The organism is Gemella haemolysans (assembly GCF_001553035.1).
In the GTDB taxonomy this organism is placed as follows: Bacteria; Bacillota; Bacilli; order Staphylococcales; family Gemellaceae; genus Gemella; species Gemella haemolysans_B.
In genome coordinates this window covers 12,399-33,475 of record NZ_KQ959948.1, presented here as the reverse complement: position 1 = coordinate 33,475, position 21,077 = coordinate 12,399, and the positions used below count along the sequence as shown (strand labels likewise).

General features: G+C 31.1%; 21 protein-coding genes. All 21 read right to left on the bottom strand.

Annotated features, from left to right (window positions below):
* Positions 1 to 192: 192 nt before the first annotated feature.
* Positions 193 to 867: a type II-A CRISPR-associated protein Csn2 gene (gene csn2 / locus HMPREF3186_RS03640; RefSeq protein ID WP_060913974.1), complete on the bottom strand. Its 675-nt coding sequence runs from the start codon at positions 865 to 867 to the stop codon at positions 193 to 195.
* Positions 864 to 1,169, bottom strand: coding sequence for a CRISPR-associated endonuclease Cas2 (gene cas2 / locus HMPREF3186_RS03635; protein WP_060913975.1), 306 nt, complete (start codon positions 1,167 to 1,169; stop codon positions 864 to 866). Before cas2 ends, csn2 begins: the two co-directional genes overlap by 4 nt.
* Positions 1,170 to 1,173: 4 nt before the next feature.
* Positions 1,174 to 2,049, bottom strand: a complete 876-nt coding sequence (gene cas1, locus HMPREF3186_RS03630) for a type II CRISPR-associated endonuclease Cas1 (protein WP_060913973.1) — start codon at positions 2,047 to 2,049, stop codon at positions 1,174 to 1,176.
* Entirely contained in the window at positions 2,024 to 3,172 is a 1,149-nt protein-coding gene (gene cas9, locus HMPREF3186_RS03625; protein WP_331709133.1) for a type II CRISPR RNA-guided endonuclease Cas9, read from the bottom strand. The genes cas1 and cas9 overlap by 26 nt, the downstream gene beginning before the upstream one ends.
* A 200-nt stretch (positions 3,173 to 3,372) precedes the next feature.
* Positions 3,373 to 3,552, bottom strand: a complete 180-nt coding sequence (locus HMPREF3186_RS03620; RefSeq protein WP_060913971.1) for a hypothetical protein — start codon at positions 3,550 to 3,552, stop codon at positions 3,373 to 3,375.
* Positions 3,553 to 3,595: 43 nt separating this feature from the next.
* Entirely contained in the window at positions 3,596 to 4,111 is a 516-nt protein-coding gene (locus tag HMPREF3186_RS03615) for an IbrB-like domain-containing protein (protein WP_060913970.1), read from the bottom strand.
* Complete coding sequence (locus HMPREF3186_RS03610) at positions 4,095 to 5,393, bottom strand: DUF3440 domain-containing protein (RefSeq protein ID WP_060913969.1); 1,299 nt, start codon at positions 5,391 to 5,393, stop codon at positions 4,095 to 4,097. The genes HMPREF3186_RS03615 and HMPREF3186_RS03610 overlap by 17 nt, the downstream gene beginning before the upstream one ends.
* Positions 5,377 to 6,618 (bottom strand): SNF2-related protein, encoded by a 1,242-nt coding sequence (locus tag HMPREF3186_RS03605; protein WP_060913968.1) that lies wholly within the window; start codon positions 6,616 to 6,618, stop codon positions 5,377 to 5,379. The genes HMPREF3186_RS03610 and HMPREF3186_RS03605 overlap by 17 nt, the downstream gene beginning before the upstream one ends.
* 1 nt (position 6,619) lies before the next feature.
* A complete protein-coding gene (locus HMPREF3186_RS03600) occupies positions 6,620 to 6,970 on the bottom strand; it encodes a hypothetical protein (protein ID WP_060913967.1) in 351 nt (116 codons plus the stop codon).
* 1 nt (position 6,971) lies between these two features.
* A complete protein-coding gene (locus HMPREF3186_RS03595) occupies positions 6,972 to 7,487 on the bottom strand; it encodes a hypothetical protein (protein ID WP_060913966.1) in 516 nt (171 codons plus the stop codon).
* 12 nt (positions 7,488 to 7,499) lie between these two features.
* A complete protein-coding gene (locus HMPREF3186_RS03590; protein ID WP_060913965.1) occupies positions 7,500 to 7,826 on the bottom strand; it encodes a hypothetical protein in 327 nt (108 codons plus the stop codon).
* A 147-nt stretch (positions 7,827 to 7,973) separates the two neighbouring features.
* A complete protein-coding gene (locus HMPREF3186_RS03585) occupies positions 7,974 to 8,699 on the bottom strand; it encodes an SH3 domain-containing protein (RefSeq protein WP_060913964.1) in 726 nt (241 codons plus the stop codon).
* The gene (locus tag HMPREF3186_RS03580) at positions 8,699 to 8,962 is read right to left on the bottom strand and encodes a phage holin family protein (protein WP_060913963.1); all 264 of its coding nucleotides are present in this window, start codon (positions 8,960 to 8,962) and stop codon (positions 8,699 to 8,701) included. Before HMPREF3186_RS03580 ends, HMPREF3186_RS03585 begins: the two co-directional genes overlap by 1 nt.
* A gap of 116 nt (positions 8,963 to 9,078) precedes the next feature.
* Positions 9,079 to 9,219, bottom strand: a complete 141-nt coding sequence (locus HMPREF3186_RS08990) for a hypothetical protein (RefSeq protein WP_156438961.1) — start codon at positions 9,217 to 9,219, stop codon at positions 9,079 to 9,081.
* Positions 9,220 to 9,224: 5 nt separating this feature from the next.
* On the bottom strand, positions 9,225 to 9,656 hold the full coding sequence (locus tag HMPREF3186_RS03575) for a hypothetical protein (RefSeq protein WP_060913962.1): 432 nt from the start codon (positions 9,654 to 9,656) through the stop codon (positions 9,225 to 9,227).
* Between the two features lie 27 nt (positions 9,657 to 9,683).
* Complete coding sequence (locus tag HMPREF3186_RS03570) at positions 9,684 to 10,037, bottom strand: hypothetical protein (RefSeq protein WP_060913961.1); 354 nt, start codon at positions 10,035 to 10,037, stop codon at positions 9,684 to 9,686.
* 1 nt (position 10,038) lies between these two features.
* Positions 10,039 to 10,794, bottom strand: a complete 756-nt coding sequence (locus HMPREF3186_RS03565; RefSeq protein ID WP_060913960.1) for a carbohydrate-binding protein — start codon at positions 10,792 to 10,794, stop codon at positions 10,039 to 10,041.
* Between the two features lies 1 nt (position 10,795).
* Positions 10,796 to 10,978: a hypothetical protein gene (locus HMPREF3186_RS03560; protein WP_060913959.1), complete on the bottom strand. Its 183-nt coding sequence runs from the start codon at positions 10,976 to 10,978 to the stop codon at positions 10,796 to 10,798.
* Complete coding sequence (locus tag HMPREF3186_RS03555) at positions 10,971 to 16,208, bottom strand: phage tail spike protein (RefSeq protein WP_060913958.1); 5,238 nt, start codon at positions 16,206 to 16,208, stop codon at positions 10,971 to 10,973. Before HMPREF3186_RS03555 ends, HMPREF3186_RS03560 begins: the two co-directional genes overlap by 8 nt.
* Positions 16,208 to 16,930, bottom strand: a complete 723-nt coding sequence (locus HMPREF3186_RS03550; RefSeq protein WP_060913957.1) for a phage tail family protein — start codon at positions 16,928 to 16,930, stop codon at positions 16,208 to 16,210. Before HMPREF3186_RS03550 ends, HMPREF3186_RS03555 begins: the two co-directional genes overlap by 1 nt.
* Positions 16,914 to 21,074 (bottom strand): phage tail tape measure protein, encoded by a 4,161-nt coding sequence (locus tag HMPREF3186_RS03545; RefSeq protein WP_060913956.1) that lies wholly within the window; start codon positions 21,072 to 21,074, stop codon positions 16,914 to 16,916. The genes HMPREF3186_RS03550 and HMPREF3186_RS03545 overlap by 17 nt, the downstream gene beginning before the upstream one ends.
* Positions 21,075 to 21,077: the final 3 nt, after the last annotated feature.

The following is a 21,077-nucleotide window of genomic DNA, read 5'->3' as shown; positions in this document are numbered from 1 at the left end:
GTAGAATTCAAAATTTACATATCTCTCAAACCTCAAATTGAGATTTGGAGAAAAAAATTTTGAATTTGGGTATAAAAAAATGGACCGACACCGATCCAGCCCGAAGGCAATTTAGATAAAATCTTTATTTGAACTTGAATGTAAATTTTGAATCTACCTATATTATACAAGTATTTTCACAAAAATGCAATACTATATTTCGCAATTATCTTTATCAAATATATAAACTATTTCTCTATAATTTTTTGTAGATAAATTATTAAATTGTTGATACTCTATATTTATGATATTTATTTTATTCAAACATACTTCTTTATAAATTTCTATTATTTCATCTTGAGTGAAAACGTTATGAAGTCCTACTACAAAAATAATTTTACAACCACATAGTTCTGTTAATACTTTTAAAAATTTTAAAAATTTTTCTAAAATATCATCATTTTCAACATGAACTCTAAAATCTCCTAATTTTAATAACGACGACATATCTATCTCTTCACTTTGATCAATTTCTAAAGAACTATTAAATATTAATTTTTCAAAATATACTCTAATATTTGTTGATAATTCATTATAACTCGAAATATCTTCTACTATTTCTTTAAGTAATGAGTTATATATTTTGGTTAGTACTCTTTTACTATTAACGTCTATATTAAATATATCTGTAATAATATAACTATTTTTGTCAAATGATATTTCCTTATTATCATTTGACAAAATGTAACTCCCTTCGTTACCTTTATGTTGATTGATTAATTCAATTATATTTTCTCGATAATATTTTTTATTTTCAAAAACTAATGTATATATAATATTATCTTCTATTTCTATTTTTCTCTGCCAGTTTTTGTTAATAATCATCATAGTTCTAATAACCTTTCATTATTATCCACATATTCAGTCTGACTCTCTCCTACTAAAAACTCCATCTTGGAGAACTGTTTCTCAGTAATCTGTAATACTTGAACTATCCCCTCATCCGGACACATTTTTCGAATACTCTTCACAATCAAATCCGCACTACCTTGATTCATCGCTAATTTAACATAAACTGATTCTTGCATCATTATAAATCCATTTTTTATTAATGTTTTTCTAAATTTTCTATAATTTTTTCTTTGAAGAGATGTTTCTGTAGGAAGATCGAACATTACTAATACTCTCATAAATCTATAACTCATACTTATACATCTTTATATATTCTAAATCATTTTCTTTTAATGAGGTAAACAAACTACGAACATATATTTTAATCGCATTAGCTACAGTTTGTTCTTTGTCATCAATTTCAATGGTGTTATTTAGAATATTAACTAATAAGTTTTTATGATCTTTAGTAAATTCATCAGCATCTAAACCAAATACTATTTCATCTACTAATATTCTGAAAGGTTCCATAAAATCACTGGCTAGATTAAATTTATTATATGGATTTCTGTGACATAAGCCTAACTGCGTAAAATATCCACACGATACAATTTCTCTATTAAAGGCAGATAATATAATTGAATAACCATAATCTAATGCAGCATTCGTAAAGCATTCTTTATTTCTACTAAAACCCATACCAAACATGGCATTGAAGTAAACCTTGGCTGCATGTCCTTCTCTGTTACTGCTGTCATTCCACTCTAGTTCTGTAAGATATTGTTCTAATAACTTATACTCTTCTTTACCTAATTTCTTTAACAGCAGCATTTGATTATTAATTTTCTCATATACTATCCTTGTCCAAATTCTTTCTTTACTCTCGGTAGACCATTCTAGCTGATTCTTATACTTTAGACTTGTATCATGACTTCCATAGTATGGTATTAATTCCGAACTAGGATTTCTTTTTTCATCACAAAATATTACCTTAATTTTATTTTTCATGAGTTCATTTAAAAGCACGGCGGTAATAGTTACCGCTGTGCTTTCAATAATGATCATGTATATTTCGTTAAGACTAACTTTTTTAGTCTCCGCTTCTTTTCTTACAGTTAGGAAATTCAAGCTATAGTCTAGCTTCGCCCTATCTCTAACTATTATTGTTCTCCATGTCATTCCCTTTATCCCCTATTATTGTTATTTCTTTTTCATAGAATCCTGTAACAGATTGTTCTACAATTGTAAATTCTTTTAAACTTGTTAAATCAAAATTTTGTTTTCCTCTAGTTGCTGTTATATTTATTAGTTTTAAATCATAAACCGTCTTCATATCTGTTAAAAGATTTAACATTTCTAAAAGAACTTTGCTCTGTTCCTCCTCGTTTAAGTCATTAAATTTATGTATTGTTTTCTCTTTTTCAAATTCTTGATATTTATTTGGTTTTTTATTGATTAATTCTGGTGTTTTCATTTTTTGCAATAATGTATTGTATAAATCCGTATTTTTCTTGCGAGTAATGTTCTTCGATAATTCTCCATCTTTATTATCTTTTTTCCAATTTGTAAACTTCACAATTTCCTTAATATATTTTTCATTTTCTTTATCTATTAATACTTGTACTGCACTATCATATACAAAGTAATCACTTGTTTTACCTCCAACAAAATATGGATATCCTTCTAAACAAATTTTATCACCTATACATAATTTTCTATATTTCAACTTAAGGTCTTTAATTTCTTCACCAGATTTCAAATTAATTTGAGTTTTACCGAATTCTAATAGTGTATTATCATCCTTAATATTTTGCGAGATATAAATTGGAATTGGAATAATTCTTGTTATTTTCTCTTCACCTTTTTTGTTAACAAGTACATATTCAAAAATAGAATAATACGCTATTTTAATTTTTGTGAATCCACCATACTTAGCAACATCTTTCACTACAGAATTAGAAGTTTTTAATGGATAATATACACCATCTTTAGCTTTCGCTGCAACTTTAGCTTTATAGACTGTAGCATCGAATAACCCACCTTTTTGTTCAGATGTTCTTCTTGTTACTAGGATATTGTTATTATTCATGACTTTTTCCACTTGATAAATTGTTTTATCCATTTCCCAAGCTACTGTTTTTGAATCACTAACATTTTCATAGAATACCTTATTAAGTGAATATTTTCTTCCATCTTTTTTATCTTTAATAAAATTAAATACGTTACGCGTAAACTTAGTATCATAGACATTTCCTACCACTATATTTAGATAAGCATCTTTCGCATTGACATATTCATATATATCATATATCCTCGAATATGCTCAAAACTCCTTGTATTACTGACTTTCCACTCTCGTATTTTCCCGTAAAAAAATGCTTTTACGAGGAAATTTGCCCCTAATTTGTACCCCCATGCCCCTAAAAAAAAGAGGCAGCTTTAATGCTGCCCCTCCTATGTAAATTTTGAATTCTACTAACAAATTTATTATAACATTTAATATTAATCTTTTCTAGCTTTACGTTCTTCTAATAATGCTTCAAATTCTGGGATGTCTTCTCGTTCCATTGTTTTAATAAAACTTCTTGCCGTGGATCTCTTATTGATATATCTTTTACGTTCACGATTATTATCATCCCATTTTTTATTGCTTCTTAGTTTAGCTTCAGATATTTTATTCATGTCCTTCTCCTAATTTTTTTTTATAATTATATCAAAAATAAATTTATTCAACAACCCATGCTTTTGAAAATTCTTTATCTTTAAATATCGCTGCTAACCCACTTAATTGTTTTAATCTTAATAATTCATCTGCATCCATTCCAATATTCTTCATTATCCATCTATCAGAACAACCACTTTCTACTAATTCAGTTACAATATTAGTCATAAGTTCGACATCGTGAGAGCCTCTTGCCCTATTGTGTCTGATAGTTGAAGCCATTCTATCACTTATAGGTTTATTAATAACAGATACTGGCAAACAGCCGCCCTCACGCTCAAATATATCTTTATGCTTCTTAATCACAGTATATCTATGAAAGCCATCAACTATTTCAAACTTATCTATATCTTCTAAGTAGTAACACACTATAGGCATTGTGTAACCGTCCTCTAGAATTGATTTATAAAGTAGTTTCATTTCTGGCGGTGCTACATGGTTAGGGTTATAGCTATTTGCTTGAATTTTTTCTACAGGCACTCTTTTAATGTTATATACTGGACTACAAAATTGACTCATATTTCTTCATTGTCTCCTTTCTTCTTTTCAACTGTTCCTTACTTATTCCAAATGATAAACTTTTGCAGAAATAATCATTTTTAATAATACACATTGCCATTCTTTTCCACGTTAAAACATCTTGCTTACTGTCAAGTTCTGGAATAGTATCAACAACATGATTAAACTTAATTACCTCTTTATCCTTATTACCTCTAGTACTCATTTCTCCAGTTTGAAATATAGCTCCGTTGTAATTGATATTTAATATATCGATGTCTTCTTGTCTCATTCCAGAACCTTTCTCTGTCCACCATTTTATAAACTTATTGAATTTTTCTTTGTAATGATCACTAGCATTTTTTGGCAATGTATCTAAAAGAAAATATGTGAAGCTTTCCCAACTGTGACCTTTCGGTAATTTATAATTAGCTGTATTTATAGTTGAATTTGCATAGATATTTCCAAAATTAGCTCCAGCAACTCTTCCGACTATTTTCACCCAAGTTTTAGGTTCAATTATTTTAAACATATTTAATCCAGCTTTTGCTGTATCTCCAAACGGTTCATCAATTCTCATACTATGAATTGATACTCCAGCTTTATACATTAAATCATAAAATTTATTGTACTCATTCCCAGTCTTTCCATAATAAGTCCAAATATCTTCTGTTGTATAATCATATATAGGATAAAAATTATATACATTTTCATCAACCTGTGTAGAGTACATTATATCTTTGTATTTACGTTTATTTTTAGTTGTTAAGGCTCTCCAACGGTTTAAACTCTCTTGTGTTCTTATACCTATTATACAGGCTGTCTTTTCATCTTTACCAAACCACTTACCAAACTTAGCAACAAAATCTTCAAAAGTCATATTGTACTTGTAATAATCAATAGGATTATTATCTACATTGATAACATAATCCATTGTTGGCATTTCCCTTACCCAAATATCTTTCTTTTCAGTTTCCCACCAACTCCAAGTCATTTCATTGTAGGATAAACTGTTATCTGTAAGCATAGGTAAACATATCCAGTAAGGTGTAATTACATCTTTATACTTTTCTATCATTTGAATTGAATAGTCAATAGTCATTTGATAGTGTGCTTCTATATCAATGAATAAGACACCTATTTTTCTATTTCTTTTTCTAGCTTCTTCACACATTAAATGCATGCATACTCCACTATCTTTACCACCAGAGAAAGACACATATATATTTTCAAATTCATCAAATATATATTTTACTCTGTCTTTACTAGCTTCAAATACATTTTCATTACAATATATTTTCAAAATAATCACTCCCTTCATTAATCTTGTCTATCAACAATTCTTTTAAACTTCTTTTCTTTTCGTTATTTTCAAAGATCATATTGAATATACCTAAATTAGAAGTAAAATAAATATACTCAATATCTTTTTCTTGGCCCATTCTTTTAATTCTTTTAAGAGCTTGTTCTGTTTTTGCATAATCAAATGTTATACTACTAAATGCAATCTTATTACAAAATTGTAAATTCAAAGCATAAGCACCTGTTCCTAAAGTCATTACTAAAGGTTTATTATCTTTTTTAAAACTCTCTTTTATTTCAGAACGTTTACTTAATGGAGTATCACCTGTGATTAAATAGCAATTTAATAGATTAGCAATATTTACAGCTTCATTTACTAAAGTACAAAAAACTATTATCTGATTTTCTTTTTTTATAAATTCAGCTATTTCTACATGTCTTTTTTTATCATTAAAACAACTATAAGCTAGATTTTGAAATTGATCTATTATGCTTTCTCCCTTACTGATTGAATTCAGTAATTGTTGCTTTTTACGATTGTAGCTCTCCTGTGCTTCTTCACTTGCAATTATTCTAATATATTTAATTTCTTCGTTTTTATCAAATTCAAACTCACATTCAAATATATACGGTGCGATCAGTTTATGTAAATAGTCTATGTTAACATCAGATAACTTGTAAAATTCTTTAGGACGTTGGCCAACTTTCTTATATGATATTTTTTTAAAAAATACATTTAAGAATTCTTGTTTACTCATTCCAATGATTTTATCACTTAAGAAATTCATCTGATTGTAAATATCCCATTCATTTTTAGTTAATGGTGTGCCATTTAAAATCAATCTGTAATCACTCATTTTAGCAATGTTTATAAGCCTTTTATATCGTTTTGTATCATCGTTTTTAATAAATATACTTTCATCAGCAACGATGAATAGCTTTTTATCTTCTATTTCTTCAAGTAATTCAACGTAAGTTTTATCACTATTTGATAAAGTTTGATATCCTATAATTTTATAATCTATGTCTAACGTCCATTTATTTATTTCATCTTGTAGATTGTCTTTTGTAGAAAAAGGACAGAAAAACAAAACTAAATCACAATCTGTAGTTTTAATTAATTCTAACGCTACCTTAGTTTTCCCTGTCCCTTGTTCCATGAACAAAGCACCTACTTTTAATTTTTTAAACTTCTCAAATGCTTGTTTCTGGTTTTCTGTAAGCATACTAACGCTCCAATTCTGAAATTATTTCCACATTCTTGTTAATCTTAACAGGTTCTGTTATTTCTAAATAACTTGTGTCATCTTCTTCTGTAAGTTGATTAAAACATAACGCTAATTCTTCACCACATATTTCTTTAGTTGTTTTATCATTTTTGAATATTTTAAATCTGAATTCATCTGTGTAAGATAAACTTAAGAAATATCCATTTCCTTTTTTTAGCGGTCTAATTAGTTTAGAAGGATGCCAAAATTTATAATTTTTATAATATGAACTGTTGGGCAGTTTTATTAATACTGCCCTGTCAGATTCATATTCAATGTTTTGCTTATTAAATTGAATTGTTTTCCACATATTAAAGATACTCCACTACAGCTTTGTCTAATTTGTATCTGATTTTTTCACCGTTAAATTTTTCTAATTTCATATTCCATTTGCAACCATCAATTGTAAATTCAATTACTTCATTACCTTGTTTAGATATATAAATTCTTTTATCTTGTGCAATATCTTGAACATATTGAGGCTCATATCTAATTGTATAAGGTTTAAAACTGTATTCTAGTTTATTATCTTTTACTTCTTCTACTAGTTCCCAATCAACTAGAATAGCTTCTAAAACTTCTAAAATTGTTTCATCTTTTTGATTTCTATTATCAATTTGATTATTTTCAAAATCAAAACTTTCTTCTAAAAAATCTCCGTATATACCGTAAATTCCTGCGTTTGAAAAAGCAAATACTCCAGCGTAGTTTTTAGTATCATAGTTAGCTAAATATCTGTTTATTCTTTTGTGTTTAAGGGCGAAGTTTAATTCGCCCCCATTTATTATTGTTTCTTTCATTAAATTTAATATTTCTTGTGCTTTCATTTTCATTTCCTCCTATTTATCTTCTTCTTTTTTATATTTATAAAACATTGATTTTTTACCACATAATCTAATAAAATCATCTTGAATTATTTTAATTAATTCATTAGCTTTATCAAAATCTTTGTCTAAGATACTTCTAACTATTTCATATACTCTGTCGTAAGTTCTAGCATCTTGATTATAACGTTGAATAGCTGTTCCAATATAAGCGTTTGTTTCATCATATAACCATTTTGTGAATTCTGGTAAGCAGTTAATTTCATTATTTTTGTACGCTCTGTATACAACTCCTGCTTCGTATTTTGTGATTTGACCTCTTTTGTAAATTGTGTATGCCATGATGTTTTACCTCTTTCTTTATCTTACATTTATAATTATACTATACACGCTCGAGCGTGTCAATAGTTTTTTTAAAAAATATATATAAAAAAAATAAACCCCACAATTAAGTGGGGTTATAATAGTCATTATGATTTATTCAGTTAGTTATTTTTTTCTCCACGTTCCGTGAGTTTCAAATGTCTCTAAATCCATTGAAGCCACATAACGTCTTACACCACTGTTAGAAATGTAAGATAACCATTCATATCCGTTAGCATTGCAGAATTCCATGTAATTGAATTCTTCACCTTTTTCATATGAACCTACGATTTCTGCATCTGTAGATGGTGCATTTCTAATATTAAGTTTATCAACTCCAACTGTATATACACGTACTTCAGGCAATGAGATTAGATCAGAGTTTGTTTCTACTACTTCGTTATCATCAACTGGGAAATAGAACCAACCTACAATTCCGTTAAAATCACGTTGCATATAACGTGCTGGGCCACCTACATATAAACTATCAGCATTACCATCAACATTCTGTTCAATAGTTTTCATAGTATATCCATCACTATCCTCAATTACTGTTCCAGTATGCCCATATGGATGCCCATAGATATATGTTGTATCCATAACAAATATAGCTCCTGCTCGTGGTTTACTATTAAGATTACCAGCTTCATTATATTCAACTTTATATCCTAATGCAGCAGCACTATTTAGTAAATCAATAGCATTGCCCCACAGAGCTTTACCAAAAAATAACACTGATAGATAGTTAGGTAAATCAACACATTGTGTTCCATAAGCTCCGTCTTGATCTACTCCGATTCCTAGATTCGCTATTCTTTTTGCTTCATTTACAATTTCACTTGTTCTAACCATTATTTATCCTCCGTTTTGTTTATATTATTTGTATCATTTTTTCCTACAGTTTGTCTGTAAGATTGGTGAACCCCAACCGCACTAAAACCTAAGGCAATTGCAGTAGGGTCTTTGAATAGAATCGTTCCGATTAACCCTCCTAATACTCCTAAAATATTAGGTATCATTTCATCTGGAAAGAATTTAGATTCTTTTAAAAATTTTCCCAACATCCCTAATAGTGCAACTATTAGAAATACTGATGCTGTTTGTAAATCTGGCATATTACTCACCCCCTTTCTAAGGTAATTTTGTCATCCATGCTTCTTGAGTCGGATATACTATTAAGCCTAAATTGATTCCTTTTAGCATTTCACTAGTTACATTTTGTAATGTAATATTATTTAAAATCAGTTTCATTTTTTACCACAAACTCAAATCCAGCATTATTCTTGTCTTGTGAGTAGAATTGAATATTTAAATCCTTAGTTCCACGTCTGTTAGGAGTATTAGTTAAATTTGTTCTTACTAGTTTTTTCATTTCCTCTATCTCCTATTTTTTATTGGCAACTTTGCAAATCTATTGAATAAAGTTTCAATCTTACCATTGCCACCGATTTCCTTATAACTTTTGTATAGTCCACTTAGCTCTGATAAATCTTCGCTTGTAGTATATCCTCGATCTATAGCCTCACTAAATTCCTTATGCAACCTATAAGACATTATACTTTTATTTGAGTCACGATTATGTAGTCCTATTTGTGTTACTTCATCGACTTTATCTTGCGTGTTCTTTACTTCCATACTTACCTTATCAAGTTGCTTTTCTGTTTTATCTTGCGTGCTTTTTACTTCGTTACTTAACTGTTCAAATTGTTTTGTGATTTGTTTATTGCTGTTGTCAAACCAAATCTTAACTAATGGAATAATAGCTACTGTAAAAAGCTGCAATATAAATTGCAAAATATAGTTCGTCATTTAGACTACCTCGTAAAAAAGAACATGCTATTCTGCATGCTCTTCTTTTCTTTCTGATTCAGTATTATCTTTTGGTGTTTCACTTACTGTTGGTGTTGGAGTGACTACCTCTTTTGGAGTTTCACTTACTGGAGCAGGAGTAACAACGACTTCTTTTGGTGCTTCAGTTACAACTTCTTTAGGTGTGGCTACTTCTTCAACTGCCTTAAGTTCTGCTTCTTTTCGTTTGAATTCCTCAACTGCTAACCTAACCATTTCACGTAAGTTTCCAAAGTTAGGGACTTGTTCTAAAGTTTCAACCTCTGTAATTACTAATCTCATATGAGTTTGTACTAAATAATCGTTTTGTTTAAATTTTGCATGTTTTAAGCTAAATTTCATCTTAATTATCCCCCTCGCTGTGTGATAAATTGTTGCTATTTTCTCCGTGATTGTCATGTTCTTCTTCTCCTTCATCGTCTTGTGATAATTGTTCCATAATTGTTTGGACTACTTTTGTTAATGCTTCATCAAGTTGTAATTTAGTGATGTAGCGGTTGTTATCATCTTCTAACTGTTCTTTATTTTCAGTACGTTCAAATGTAATTTCTTTATATTTAGTTGGTTCAGCACTTGGCACCCACTCAACAACACTTGTATGGTCTTCCACTACTTCATACAGTTTATTGTCATATTTGAATTTATCTCCTACTGAATAATCTGTGTTGACTTCATAAGAATCAAATGCATTAATGATTACATCTTTTTTAGCATTAATAGTCTTAGGATCTAACACGTTCAATAGCAGCGCCATAATCACCTTATCATTACCCTTATTTACCTTATTAGCAAACTTAGTTAATGCTTTCTCACGTTCTGCTGTATCTTGTTTGTTTCCCGTTAAAATTCCTACTTGCTTATTCAGATTAGCATATTCAGCAACTAGTGCTGGAGTTGCTTCTCCTGTGTACATCTGAACTGCAATTTGCTTTCTAATCTCTTCTAAAATTTCTGCATCATTAGCAGTTGCAAATTTACCTGGCAATTCTACGTTACCGTTGAAATAAATTCCTCCGGTATTCATGTTAAAATATACGTTTACGCTTTTGTATCCACCAGCAGTTGGATTAGGTTGTTTAACTGAAATTTCTAAAGCCATATTATTGTTCCTCCTCATGTTTTACTTCTTCTACTTTAGTTTCTTTTAATTCTTTAAGCTCTTTCTCCTTAGCTTCTAGCTCGTTAGTTAACTTATTGTAAGCAACTTTATAATGTGCTAATTGCATTGTTTTTTCGCTTAATTCTTGTGCGATTAAGTCGATTGGTTGTAATTGATTATCCATTTATTATTCCCTCCAGTTTGTTTTTTAATTTGTTATTTTCTTCTGATAATTCTTGTACCGCTTTGATTAGATAAGGTATAGTGTCATAGTAACTAATTCTTAAATAATCACTGTGTGATTGCTTAGAATCCATATCCTTAACAACAAGGCTTTCTTCTACTGATTGAACTTGTTGAGCTATTGCTCCGATTTTTTCGAATTTATTATCTTTTTTCCAGTTGAACTCAACCATTTCAATTTTATTAAGTAAATCTACTGCCTTAACTTTAGTTGGTTTAATATTAGTTTTGAAACGTTTATCAGATACTGAACTTTTAACCCTGTTAATTTGTGACCACCAAATAACAGTAGTTTTAGCTCCGTTACTATTCGCATCTCCTTGAATATCTTGACCGTGAGTATCAAGTCTGGCATTATACACATGTAATCCACCATAAAATGTAGCTGAACCTTTACAATTCATTCTACCTTGTCCATCAACCCACCATGCATTCGGTCCTGCTTGATTCCAATTATATCCCCATGCTGCCCAAATTTGAGCACCACGTGTCCCAATGTTGTGACCTGGGTTTAATCCACAGTTGAAGTTGTTAGAACCTGTAAGCCAAAAGTCTCCAGGTTGGTTCGGGTTCTTACCAATTCTGAATCCTCCAATATCTCCTGTATAAGCTGAAAGCCAGTCAGTATCTAGTTGAGTAGTAGATATTTTAACAGTTTTTAAACTTCTGATAAAAGCGTCTTGTGCCCACAGTTTAGAAATGAAAGCATTGTGCGTTACTAGATTATTGATTAAACCATCATCTATTAATATATGCTTAGCTTTAACAGCGTTAGCAGCAATTATTTCTGAAGTGATACTTCCTGCCTTGTGATGTCCTGTTTCTAAAGTTTCAGCTTTAATTTGTCGACCCTCGATTGAACCATCAACGATTAATTCTGCACTTTTCTTTTTACCTACAAATAATTTTTTCAAATGAAATCTATAAAAATCGCTCCATTTATTTTGAAAAACTAAAGGTTCTATATATTCAATTTCTTTTCTCGATTCCACTTGCACTTTTACAGAAGTACTTGTTTCTAAAGTTGCTATACTAGGTGTTGGAAATTCTGAATTAAACCAACTATCTGTTCCATCTTTATACTTCACATGTATTGATGCATTAAGTGTAGGTGTATCAAAATCAATTATAGCAACTTTAAATTGATATTCGCCTACTAAATCAACATTACTTCCATAAATTCTATTTAAAACACCATTTCTAACATTTAAAATGAAAGTATCTCTATATTCTCTTTTAACTAAATTCTCATTAGCTGGTGAGATTACTAATCTATCAGTTATTGCTTGAATACTTTCTGGACTAACGGAAAGAATACTAGCAAGGTTTCTTCCGTTGAAAACTTTGTTTGAACCAAAATCAATTCCATCAGCTCCTATTCGAAGTTGTGCGTGCCTTACAGTATCGTTTAATGTGCTAGTAACTGTGTTTAAAGTTTGATTGGTAGTTTGTTTCCACGTGTTTAACTCATTCACATTTTGTTCTACATCTTCAGGAGCTGGTGTCCAGTCTGTAGATATATCACCTTTTTCTAGTTTGATATTATCAATGTAAAAATTGATAAGTTTATTATTTTGAGTGTGTATCATCAACCTACATTTATTCATATCAGCGGTAACTGTGAACGTTTTTGAAATACGTTTATATTTCTTAACTTCAAAATTTTGTGTTGCTAAATCCAATGGTTGCCATTGTTGTGAAACTATATCATTATCAACGACATAATGTAATCCTATATATAAAATAGCATTTTGTGTTAACGCATCTTTTCCTAAATCCATTGATAAGGTTAATTTCTCACCTTGTTTCGCTGTTAAGTTAAACATAGTCCCTAATCCTTTATAATCTCCGTTAGGTGTACCCCAAATATGCAACCCTCTACCGAAATTCTGGATAGCGTGTCCTTTTTGCCAATTTAGTCCACTATTATTCAATCTAGCCATTTCCCAGTTTTCAAGCTCTTTAGCAAAGTTAGAGTTAAGGATATAGTTTCTCCCACCTACACTAGTTGGAATACTATTTCTAACATTACTGATTTCTCGACTAAAACTATTAGCTGTTTCTTGCACCTTGTTTTCAACAACAGAGGTTGTTGCATAACCTTTCTCGTTAACCCAACTTTCAATGCTACGTCTTGCAGCAGTCAGTTGATTAGCTGTGTTATTTTGTGCCCAAATTTGCATATTAGCAACTCTTGCACCGTCTTGATTTTTATATTGTTCTAATGCTGTTAATTGACGATTAATACCTTGTGCATTTTCATTGAACTTATTAGAAAATTCTGTGTTTTTAACAAAAGCATTATTCTCCTCTGGGGCTGGTGTCCAGTCAGTTGCAACATTTCCTTTTTCTAATTTTGGTAAACGTATATAAATTTTATCTCCGTTATTAAAATTAGTAGTAGGGTGGTAAAATACAAAAGCATAAAAATTAGTAAACTTATTGATGAATGTATGAGACATTCGTTTCCATTGCGTTGAAATATCTACACGTCTCAATCCATTGGTTTCAAAACCAACAGTGTTAAGAGTCATATCCCTACTAGCCTTAACATCGATAGACCATGTTAACGTCTCATTTTGGAATTGAGTTTTAACTAAGTCAGTTAATGCAAAAAAGAATCCTGTATTATCACTACCACCTTTTTTTGTCAAAATGATGGTATCTCCATCAACTGTTTCATCCCATTTATTGCTACCCCAATGTGGTTTACTTTGCAATTTCTCACTATCAGTTATATAGTTTCTGCCACCAACACTTGTAGGAATGCTTTCTCTAATATTTCTGATTTCTCTTGAAATACTGTTAGCTGTTTCTTGAACTTTATTTTCCACAACAGATGTAGTTGCATACCCCTTATCATCTACCCAACTTTCAATGTTACGTCTTTCAGTAGTCAGTTGGTTAGCAGTGTTATTTTGAACCCAAATTTGTAAATTAGCTGTTCTTACTCCGTCTTGATTTTTGTAGTTTTCTAACGCTGTTAATTGGTTAGTGATACCTCTAGCATTTTCTGTAAACTTACTACTAAATTCTGTGTTCTTAACAAAACCTTTACTATCAATAACTCTATTGATTTCAGTTCGTTCACGACTTAATTGACTAGCTGTATCACGTTGCACCCATTGCTTCAAGCTTTCATTTCTACTGCCATCTTGATTTTTATATTCCTCAAGGGAACTGATTTTACTAGTTAAACCATCTACACCAGCTTTTATTTCCCCTCGGATAACTTTTAAATCATTTTCGTTTTTAGCTTTGACTGAACTAAATTCCCTTGTTACATTACCCTCTAACTCGGTTACTTTTTGATTTATATTTTTCCCAGTTTCTTTAGCTTCATTCACTAATTTTTTTAACTCAACTACTGTTGAATTACTAGAAATATCCTGCATGTTGTTAACTCGATCAGACAACGCTTGAATTTGTTTTGTTGCTTCAACTCTATTTTTACTTATTTCTAGATTAGCTGCTTGAATTTGCTTAGTAGCTTCAACTCTGTTCTTAGTTATTTCTAGATTAGTAGCTTGGAATTGCCTATTGTAGTTTTCAACTGTTATTGATACTTGGTTTCTAATAGGTGCTAGTTTTTTCTCTAGATTTTCATCAATCTTAGCTGTTATTACTTCACTTGATGCCTTAGCTTTCTCAAATCCATCTTCAATCTTTTTATTGATTTCATCTGTATTTTTCTTAAACAGCTTATCATAATTTTCACTACGTTCTTTGACTTTTCGCTCTATGTCCATAGTGATTATATCTGTATATGCGTTAGCTTTAGCTATCGCTCCACTACTAGCATTTGATACTTCTGAACCTAATCTACCTTCTTTTTCACCTAGAATAAACTCTTTCCATTTTTTTAGTATTGGATCATAGTGAGTTTCAACTACTCTTATTCTTTCGTCTACACCATATTTTAAATATTTTAAAATTACAGTATCTCCACGATTGATATCCTCTGATAATTGTTCATAAGTAACTTTGATAGAGTTTTTTGGCTTGTCGATATTTTGTTTTGTAAAATATTCCATGGCCCATTCTTCTAACTCTTCAGCAGTTCTTAAATCATTGTTGGATACTGCTATTTCATTGATGAATGGATAATCATTAATCAACGGACTTTCTACAATTAGATTAATAGTAATTTCTTCATCTAATGCTTCTAGTTCTTCTTTTTGTTGTGCTTTTAATGATTCAATTTCAGCTTTCTTTCTATCAGCTATCGCTTGACTTTCAGCTTTTCTTTGTTGAGATTTTCTCTCTCTTTCCTGATATTTAGCATTTACTTCTGATTCAATTTGAGAATATGATTTGATTACTTTACCACTACGCTTTACTTTCTTGTTATTCTTAGCAAGTTCTTTAGCGTATTTTTTAGCTATTTCATCTTTCATTTGTTCAGCTATTTTAACAGCATTTCTACCTTGCGAGTATTCTTTTTGAGATTCTCTCAAGGCTTTTAATTGTTGTCTGTGCTGTTCTCGCAAGTCTTTCTTATCGTACTTATCACCAACTTTAAAAGTTGAACTAGCATAAATTCTAGTAACAATTTCATCAGAATTACTAGTATTAACAAATTCACTTATATTTTTAGCTGTAGTTAATACTTCTTCAGTGTCTCGTCCTAAACGTTCTAACAAGCTAATTTGTTTATCATGCATATCAATATCTGCAGAATAAGTATCAGCAATTCCTCCTAATAATTCAAATGATGTTCTAAGTTTATTGTCAGTATCATCATTATGTGATACAAATGAATTAATGGCATTTATATCTGAATAATATGAGAAATCTTTTTCACTAGATAAAAAGTTTGAATACCATTCATCAAGCACTGACATACAGTTTACACGAAGTCTTCCGAAGTTATTCACTAATCTTTTACTAAAATCATAGTTCTTTTGATAAGCAGTTACAGTAATACATTTATCATTTTCAGATATATCAATATCCTTAATTCTAAATAAGTTTGTTCTGTCATGCTCATCAGCTTTTACAATCATTCCTTTTTCAATGAAAGAATATAGGTCATTATCAACTGTTGGATATTTGAATGTCAGTTTATACATTGTATTCAACACCCAGTGAATGTCTGAATCGTAAGCATTATTCAACACTATTCCGTTATAAGTAAAGTCTGTTTCAAATTCATCATATAACCATAACATTAAATAAACGCCCCCCATCTACACTCTATTTCTAACTTAGTAATTCCATTTCCTAGAACAATCCCACTCACTCCTGGTTTAATCTCAAAGAACGCTCCCAGCATTACACTATTTAATAGATTTCCGTTCTTATCATATACATTTTGTTCACCTTGCTTGCATTCAATAACTAGCTTTTCAGATAGTTGTTTTAATCTAACTACCTGATTACTTATGGTTAATGATGTGCCACTCGTTGAATTTCCATATAGAGTGATTTTAGGATACATTATTACATTAGTTTCATTGTTGATAACTCCATTGCTTGTGTATGTCTTAATATCAGATGCAATGCTATATGAGAATGGATTACAAGTGAATACTACATCTATTTCATATTCATCTACTTCACCTAGTCTAGCTCTAACTGCAGATACAGTTAATACCTCATAATATCTACCAGGATTATCAGAGGCTATTAATTTACCACTACCTTCTAACCACACTAATAATTCATTGATTTGATTTAATTTTACATCGTGGATTAATAGCTTATATGATTTTTCTACAAGCTCATAAGCTGTAGAAGTTCTTACAATTCCTCCTGACATATCATCAGATGTAAATATTTTATCTTTTCTTTTCCCTTTATTAATTCCATCATTTTCTATTACAAAAATTTCAAAGGGAAAATCGGCGGTAGACTTCCCTTTGAAGATTAACCCATTATAATGTAACGACATTTCTACCACCTCCAAAACTCATATTTTTGTATTCTTTCATAGATCTCACTAGTTTTTGTTCAATCTCTTTTACTAATGTATCAATGTCTTCTTTGTTGTTTATATTATTGCCTGTTACGTTGATAGTAATATTAACATTAGGATTATTGGCTCCATATTGTTCTGCTAACGTTCCACTTATTCCTTTGATTTTTTCTCTTGTTGATAATGGTGTAATGTTTACACCACTTCTAGTAACTTGGAATAATTCTGGGCCAGCTTCTCCTACGATACCTTGATATCTTGGTGGTAAACTTTGAGTAGCTCCTATCATACCACCATTAGCAAACATATCAATATTCCCACCATGAGCATATAAATCAATTTTTCCACCTGTGGCAAATAACCCTAATTTTTGGAGCAATTGAATAGGTCCACTAGCAGCCACTGAAATAACAGTTTGCCAAAATTGAGGAATACTTCTTACTGCCCAAGAAGCACTATTAGCTTTGTTCGTGATATTATCATTAGCTTCTAATTGCTTTGTAGGTGTAGGTGTAGCATTAAATCTATCTACTGAAGCTTTTGCTGTATCAGTAAATGGTGTCGCATTACCTTGAGCCATAATACTTTTTGTTCCAGGATTAGTTGCTGCAAATACATTTAAACTATTTGTTGCATCTTGTGTAAATGGACTAGCATTTCCGCTAGCTGATAAATTCTTATCAACAGGATTTGTTCCGTTAAATAAATCTAACTTCCCTTGTGCATCTGTAATTGGTTGACTTGCATTATCATTAACTTTTAGACTTTTTTCATTAACAGCTTGTGCGTTATAATCTAAAACCTTTTTAAATACATTATCTATACTTGTACTTCCCTCATCTCTTAACATAATTGATTTAGGCGGCAAACTAGCATTTTTAAATGTATCTATTTTTCCATTGATATTATCTAATGGCAGACTTGCTTTATCTACAATCTCAACATTTTTAGGATGTATTCCTTTCTTATCCAACCATTCTAAATCTTCTTTAGTCATCTTAATAGTACGACCTTGACTTTCAGCAATAGTTATTGCTTTCATTATGTCTGGTAATGCAATAAGTCGTTCATAATCACTTTTAAAATTAAATACAAGATCATGACCTTCAAATTTAATTCCTATAGCTTTAATATCTGAGTGACTAGTCCAATTATTTAGAATTTCATTAACTTCTTTTACTTTGGCTTCAATAGAACCTAAATTATTAATATATTCTTCTTTAGTATCAGTAATCAATCCAATTTGTTTTAACGCTGCAATTTTAGCGGCCAAGGCTGTTTCTTCCATTCCTTTTTTCAGAAGGTCTTGAGCTTCTTTGCTTGAGGTTGCCGCCTCTACCGCACTCTTACCTAGTCTCTTATAGAGATTCTCTATTTCATTCATCTCTTGAGTTGTTAAACTTCTATGGTCTTTTGCAGCATTAGATAGAATTTCTTTAATTCTTCCTTGTGCTTCTTTTGCTGAATTAATCTGAGTATCAAAGGTTTGTTTTACAACTTCTGCTTGTTTTTTATACTCTGCTTCCTCAATTATTCCCTGTGCTTTAAGAGCATTTAATCTATCCATTTCAGCTTGTCTACGCTTTTCAATACCTTCAACGGTAGATAACGTTAAATCGTTAATAGTTTTTATTTGAGCCATTGCATAATCTGCTGTAATAGTTTTATTCTCCAGATAGCTTGATTGAATACTTGATAATGAATTACCTAACATAATTCCATAGTTTCTGAACTTAGTTTCAATCTCGTTTACATCTTCATCACTTAAAGATAGATTCTCTTTTAGTTTCTTTCTGATTTCTCCATCAGAAGAATACCAACTACCTTCTTTAAAGTTTTTATCAAGACTTTCCATGATTGAGGTATTAGCTTTTTTAATCTTTTCAGTTTCCTCTACTATGGCTTTACTATTATTTTGAACATCACCTTTTAATCTGTCGATTGCACTTCCAGATTGTGTTGCACCTTTAATAACTTGATCGTACCATTCTTTATACTTTCCGTTTGTTTGCTCAACGGATGCTTCATGATTTCTACTATCTTTTGTCATTTCACGATATATTCCATATCCTAATCCGACAAAAGCAGCTCCAATTAATGCAGCTCCTGCAACATATGGATTAGTTAACATAGAAGACATGCTCCCAGTAGTTGCAGCCTTAGTTCCTACTCCAGCAATTTCAGTACCTAATTTGGCAACATCAGCTACTGCTTTACCAGTTCTGATTTTACCTAACCATTGAATCAAAGTACCTATGCTCTTAACTCCTGCACCTGCACCAGTTGTTAATCTACCTAAAACAGATAGGAAAGGGCCCATACCTAACACAGCTAATTGGACAGTTGGTGGTAATTTACTAAACCATAACATCATGTCACCTAATGTTTTCACTACAGGTTTAGAATGTTGCAATACTTCTGCTAATCTTGGTAACAATTCAGAACCCATTTCAATGGCCATTTTTTGAATTTCATTTTTAGCCATTTGAATTTTACTAGCACTTGTTTGGTATCTGATACTTGCTTCTTTAGTTAATGCTGAATTTTCTCTCCATCCTTTATTAGCAATTTCTAAAGCTTTACCTAATCCACTATCTCCATCTAATGCTCCAGAAAGTCTCTTCATGGCATCAGCTTCACGAATACCTGTTACACCTAATGATGCCAGTACATCGTTAACATTACCTCCACTTTCTTTTACATTCTTAAGACCTTTAAGAACTAATCCAAGTGCCTCTACAGGTCGATTATTAAATGCATTAGCAAATTCACTCGCACTAACTCCAGCGGCTTTCGCAAACTTACCTAAGTTTTCTCCCCCTGACATTACAGCATTTTGCATTTTTGTCATAACCTGTGTCATTGCACTACCACCAGCTTCTGCCTCGATACCAACGGTACTCATTGCAGCTGCTAATCCTAATACATCAGCCTCTGACATATTAGTTTGTTTACCCATACCAGATAATCTTTGAGACATTTCTACAATAGATCTTTCATTTGTCGCAAAGTTATTTCCTAATTCTACTAACGTAGAACCTAGATTTCTAATACTACTTTGACTTGTTCCCATTACAGCCATGAATTGAGCTAAGCTTGCTGCACCTTCCTCACTACTTAAGTTAGTAGTAGCTCCTAAATCTGCAATGGTCTTTGTGAAGTCAACTATATTTTCAGTTTTAATACCTAACTGCCCAGCTACTTCACCAATTCTAGCTAATTCATTTGCACTAACAGGGATCTCTGTAGAAAGATTTAAGAAACTCTGTCTAATCTTCTCTAATTGCTGTGGTGTTGCATCTACAGTCTTAACTACTCCAGCAAAATCACTTTCAAAATTGATTGCACTTCTAGCAGCTAATAACATTCCAGAAGATATCCCAGCAGTCGCTCTTGTTAAACCGTCACCAACTCCCGACATCTTCTGTCCTAGAACTTGTGCTCTAGTACCAACATCATTAAATCTTTGAGCTGTATCAGCTAACCTACCACCACTATTTCTAAATGCAGTATGAGTTTTCTCAACTGCATCTCTTAATTTAAAATAGCTTGTTTCAGCGTTTGCTATTTTAGTTGGTAATGCTCCTAATTCTTTCTGTTGAGTACTTAACGTATTGTTCAAGCCTTTAATTTGCGTTTCAAGGCTCTTGACTTCCTGTTCAGTCTTCTTATATGCTTTGCTTGTGTTTGCTACTGTTTCTTTATATTTTTGAACAGCAGCACTACTCTTACCATAAGTGCTTTCTAAGTGTTTTAAATGCTCTTTTTGACTTTGTAACAACGTTCCATTTGTCTTTAAAACTGATTGTTTTTGCCTAAAAGCATTCGATAACTTTTCAATCTCTTTAGGTATTTCACTAGTAGATTTTTTTAAAGCATCATATTTATCTTTTAAATTATTAACATTACTTGCTGATTGCTTCATTTGAGTAGTTAGTCCACTCATCTTTGCCTTGTAGATATCGTATGCTTTTGCACCACTACCTAATGAAGCTATATTTCTTCTAGCTTCTGCTTGAAGTTGTCGTAAGGCATTTTCACCTTGCTTAATAGCAGAGGTAAAAGAGCCTACACCTTCTGCAGTCAGTATGACACCGACTTTATCCATGTAATTTGCCATTTT

Coding starts and splice junctions, on each gene's coding strand:
- csn2 (WP_060913974.1), bottom strand. CDS start 867: ATGATGATTATTAACAAAAACTGGCAGAGAAAAATAGAAATAGAAGAT.
- cas2 (WP_060913975.1), bottom strand. CDS start 1,169: ATGAGAGTATTAGTAATGTTCGATCTTCCTACAGAAACATCTCTTCAA.
- cas1 (WP_060913973.1), bottom strand. CDS start 2,049: ATGACATGGAGAACAATAATAGTTAGAGATAGGGCGAAGCTAGACTAT.
- HMPREF3186_RS03620 (WP_060913971.1), bottom strand. CDS start 3,552: ATGAATAAAATATCTGAAGCTAAACTAAGAAGCAATAAAAAATGGGAT.
- HMPREF3186_RS03615 (WP_060913970.1), bottom strand. CDS start 4,111: ATGAGTCAATTTTGTAGTCCAGTATATAACATTAAAAGAGTGCCTGTA.
- HMPREF3186_RS03605 (WP_060913968.1), bottom strand. CDS start 6,618: ATGCTTACAGAAAACCAGAAACAAGCATTTGAGAAGTTTAAAAAATTA.
- HMPREF3186_RS03600 (WP_060913967.1), bottom strand. CDS start 6,970: ATGTGGAAAACAATTCAATTTAATAAGCAAAACATTGAATATGAATCT.
- HMPREF3186_RS03595 (WP_060913966.1), bottom strand. CDS start 7,487: ATGAAAGCACAAGAAATATTAAATTTAATGAAAGAAACAATAATAAAT.
- HMPREF3186_RS03590 (WP_060913965.1), bottom strand. CDS start 7,826: ATGGCATACACAATTTACAAAAGAGGTCAAATCACAAAATACGAAGCA.
- HMPREF3186_RS03585 (WP_060913964.1), bottom strand. CDS start 8,699: ATGGTTAGAACAAGTGAAATTGTAAATGAAGCAAAAAGAATAGCGAAT.
- HMPREF3186_RS03580 (WP_060913963.1), bottom strand. CDS start 8,962: ATGCCAGATTTACAAACAGCATCAGTATTTCTAATAGTTGCACTATTA.
- HMPREF3186_RS08990 (WP_156438961.1), bottom strand. CDS start 9,219: ATGAAAAAACTAGTAAGAACAAATTTAACTAATACTCCTAACAGACGT.
- HMPREF3186_RS03575 (WP_060913962.1), bottom strand. CDS start 9,656: ATGACGAACTATATTTTGCAATTTATATTGCAGCTTTTTACAGTAGCT.
- HMPREF3186_RS03570 (WP_060913961.1), bottom strand. CDS start 10,037: ATGAAATTTAGCTTAAAACATGCAAAATTTAAACAAAACGATTATTTA.
- HMPREF3186_RS03565 (WP_060913960.1), bottom strand. CDS start 10,794: ATGGCTTTAGAAATTTCAGTTAAACAACCTAATCCAACTGCTGGTGGA.
- HMPREF3186_RS03560 (WP_060913959.1), bottom strand. CDS start 10,978: ATGGATAATCAATTACAACCAATCGACTTAATCGCACAAGAATTAAGC.
- HMPREF3186_RS03555 (WP_060913958.1), bottom strand. CDS start 16,208: ATGTTATGGTTATATGATGAATTTGAAACAGACTTTACTTATAACGGA.
- HMPREF3186_RS03550 (WP_060913957.1), bottom strand. CDS start 16,930: ATGTCGTTACATTATAATGGGTTAATCTTCAAAGGGAAGTCTACCGCC.
- HMPREF3186_RS03545 (WP_060913956.1), bottom strand. CDS start 21,074: ATGGCAAATTACATGGATAAAGTCGGTGTCATACTGACTGCAGAAGGT.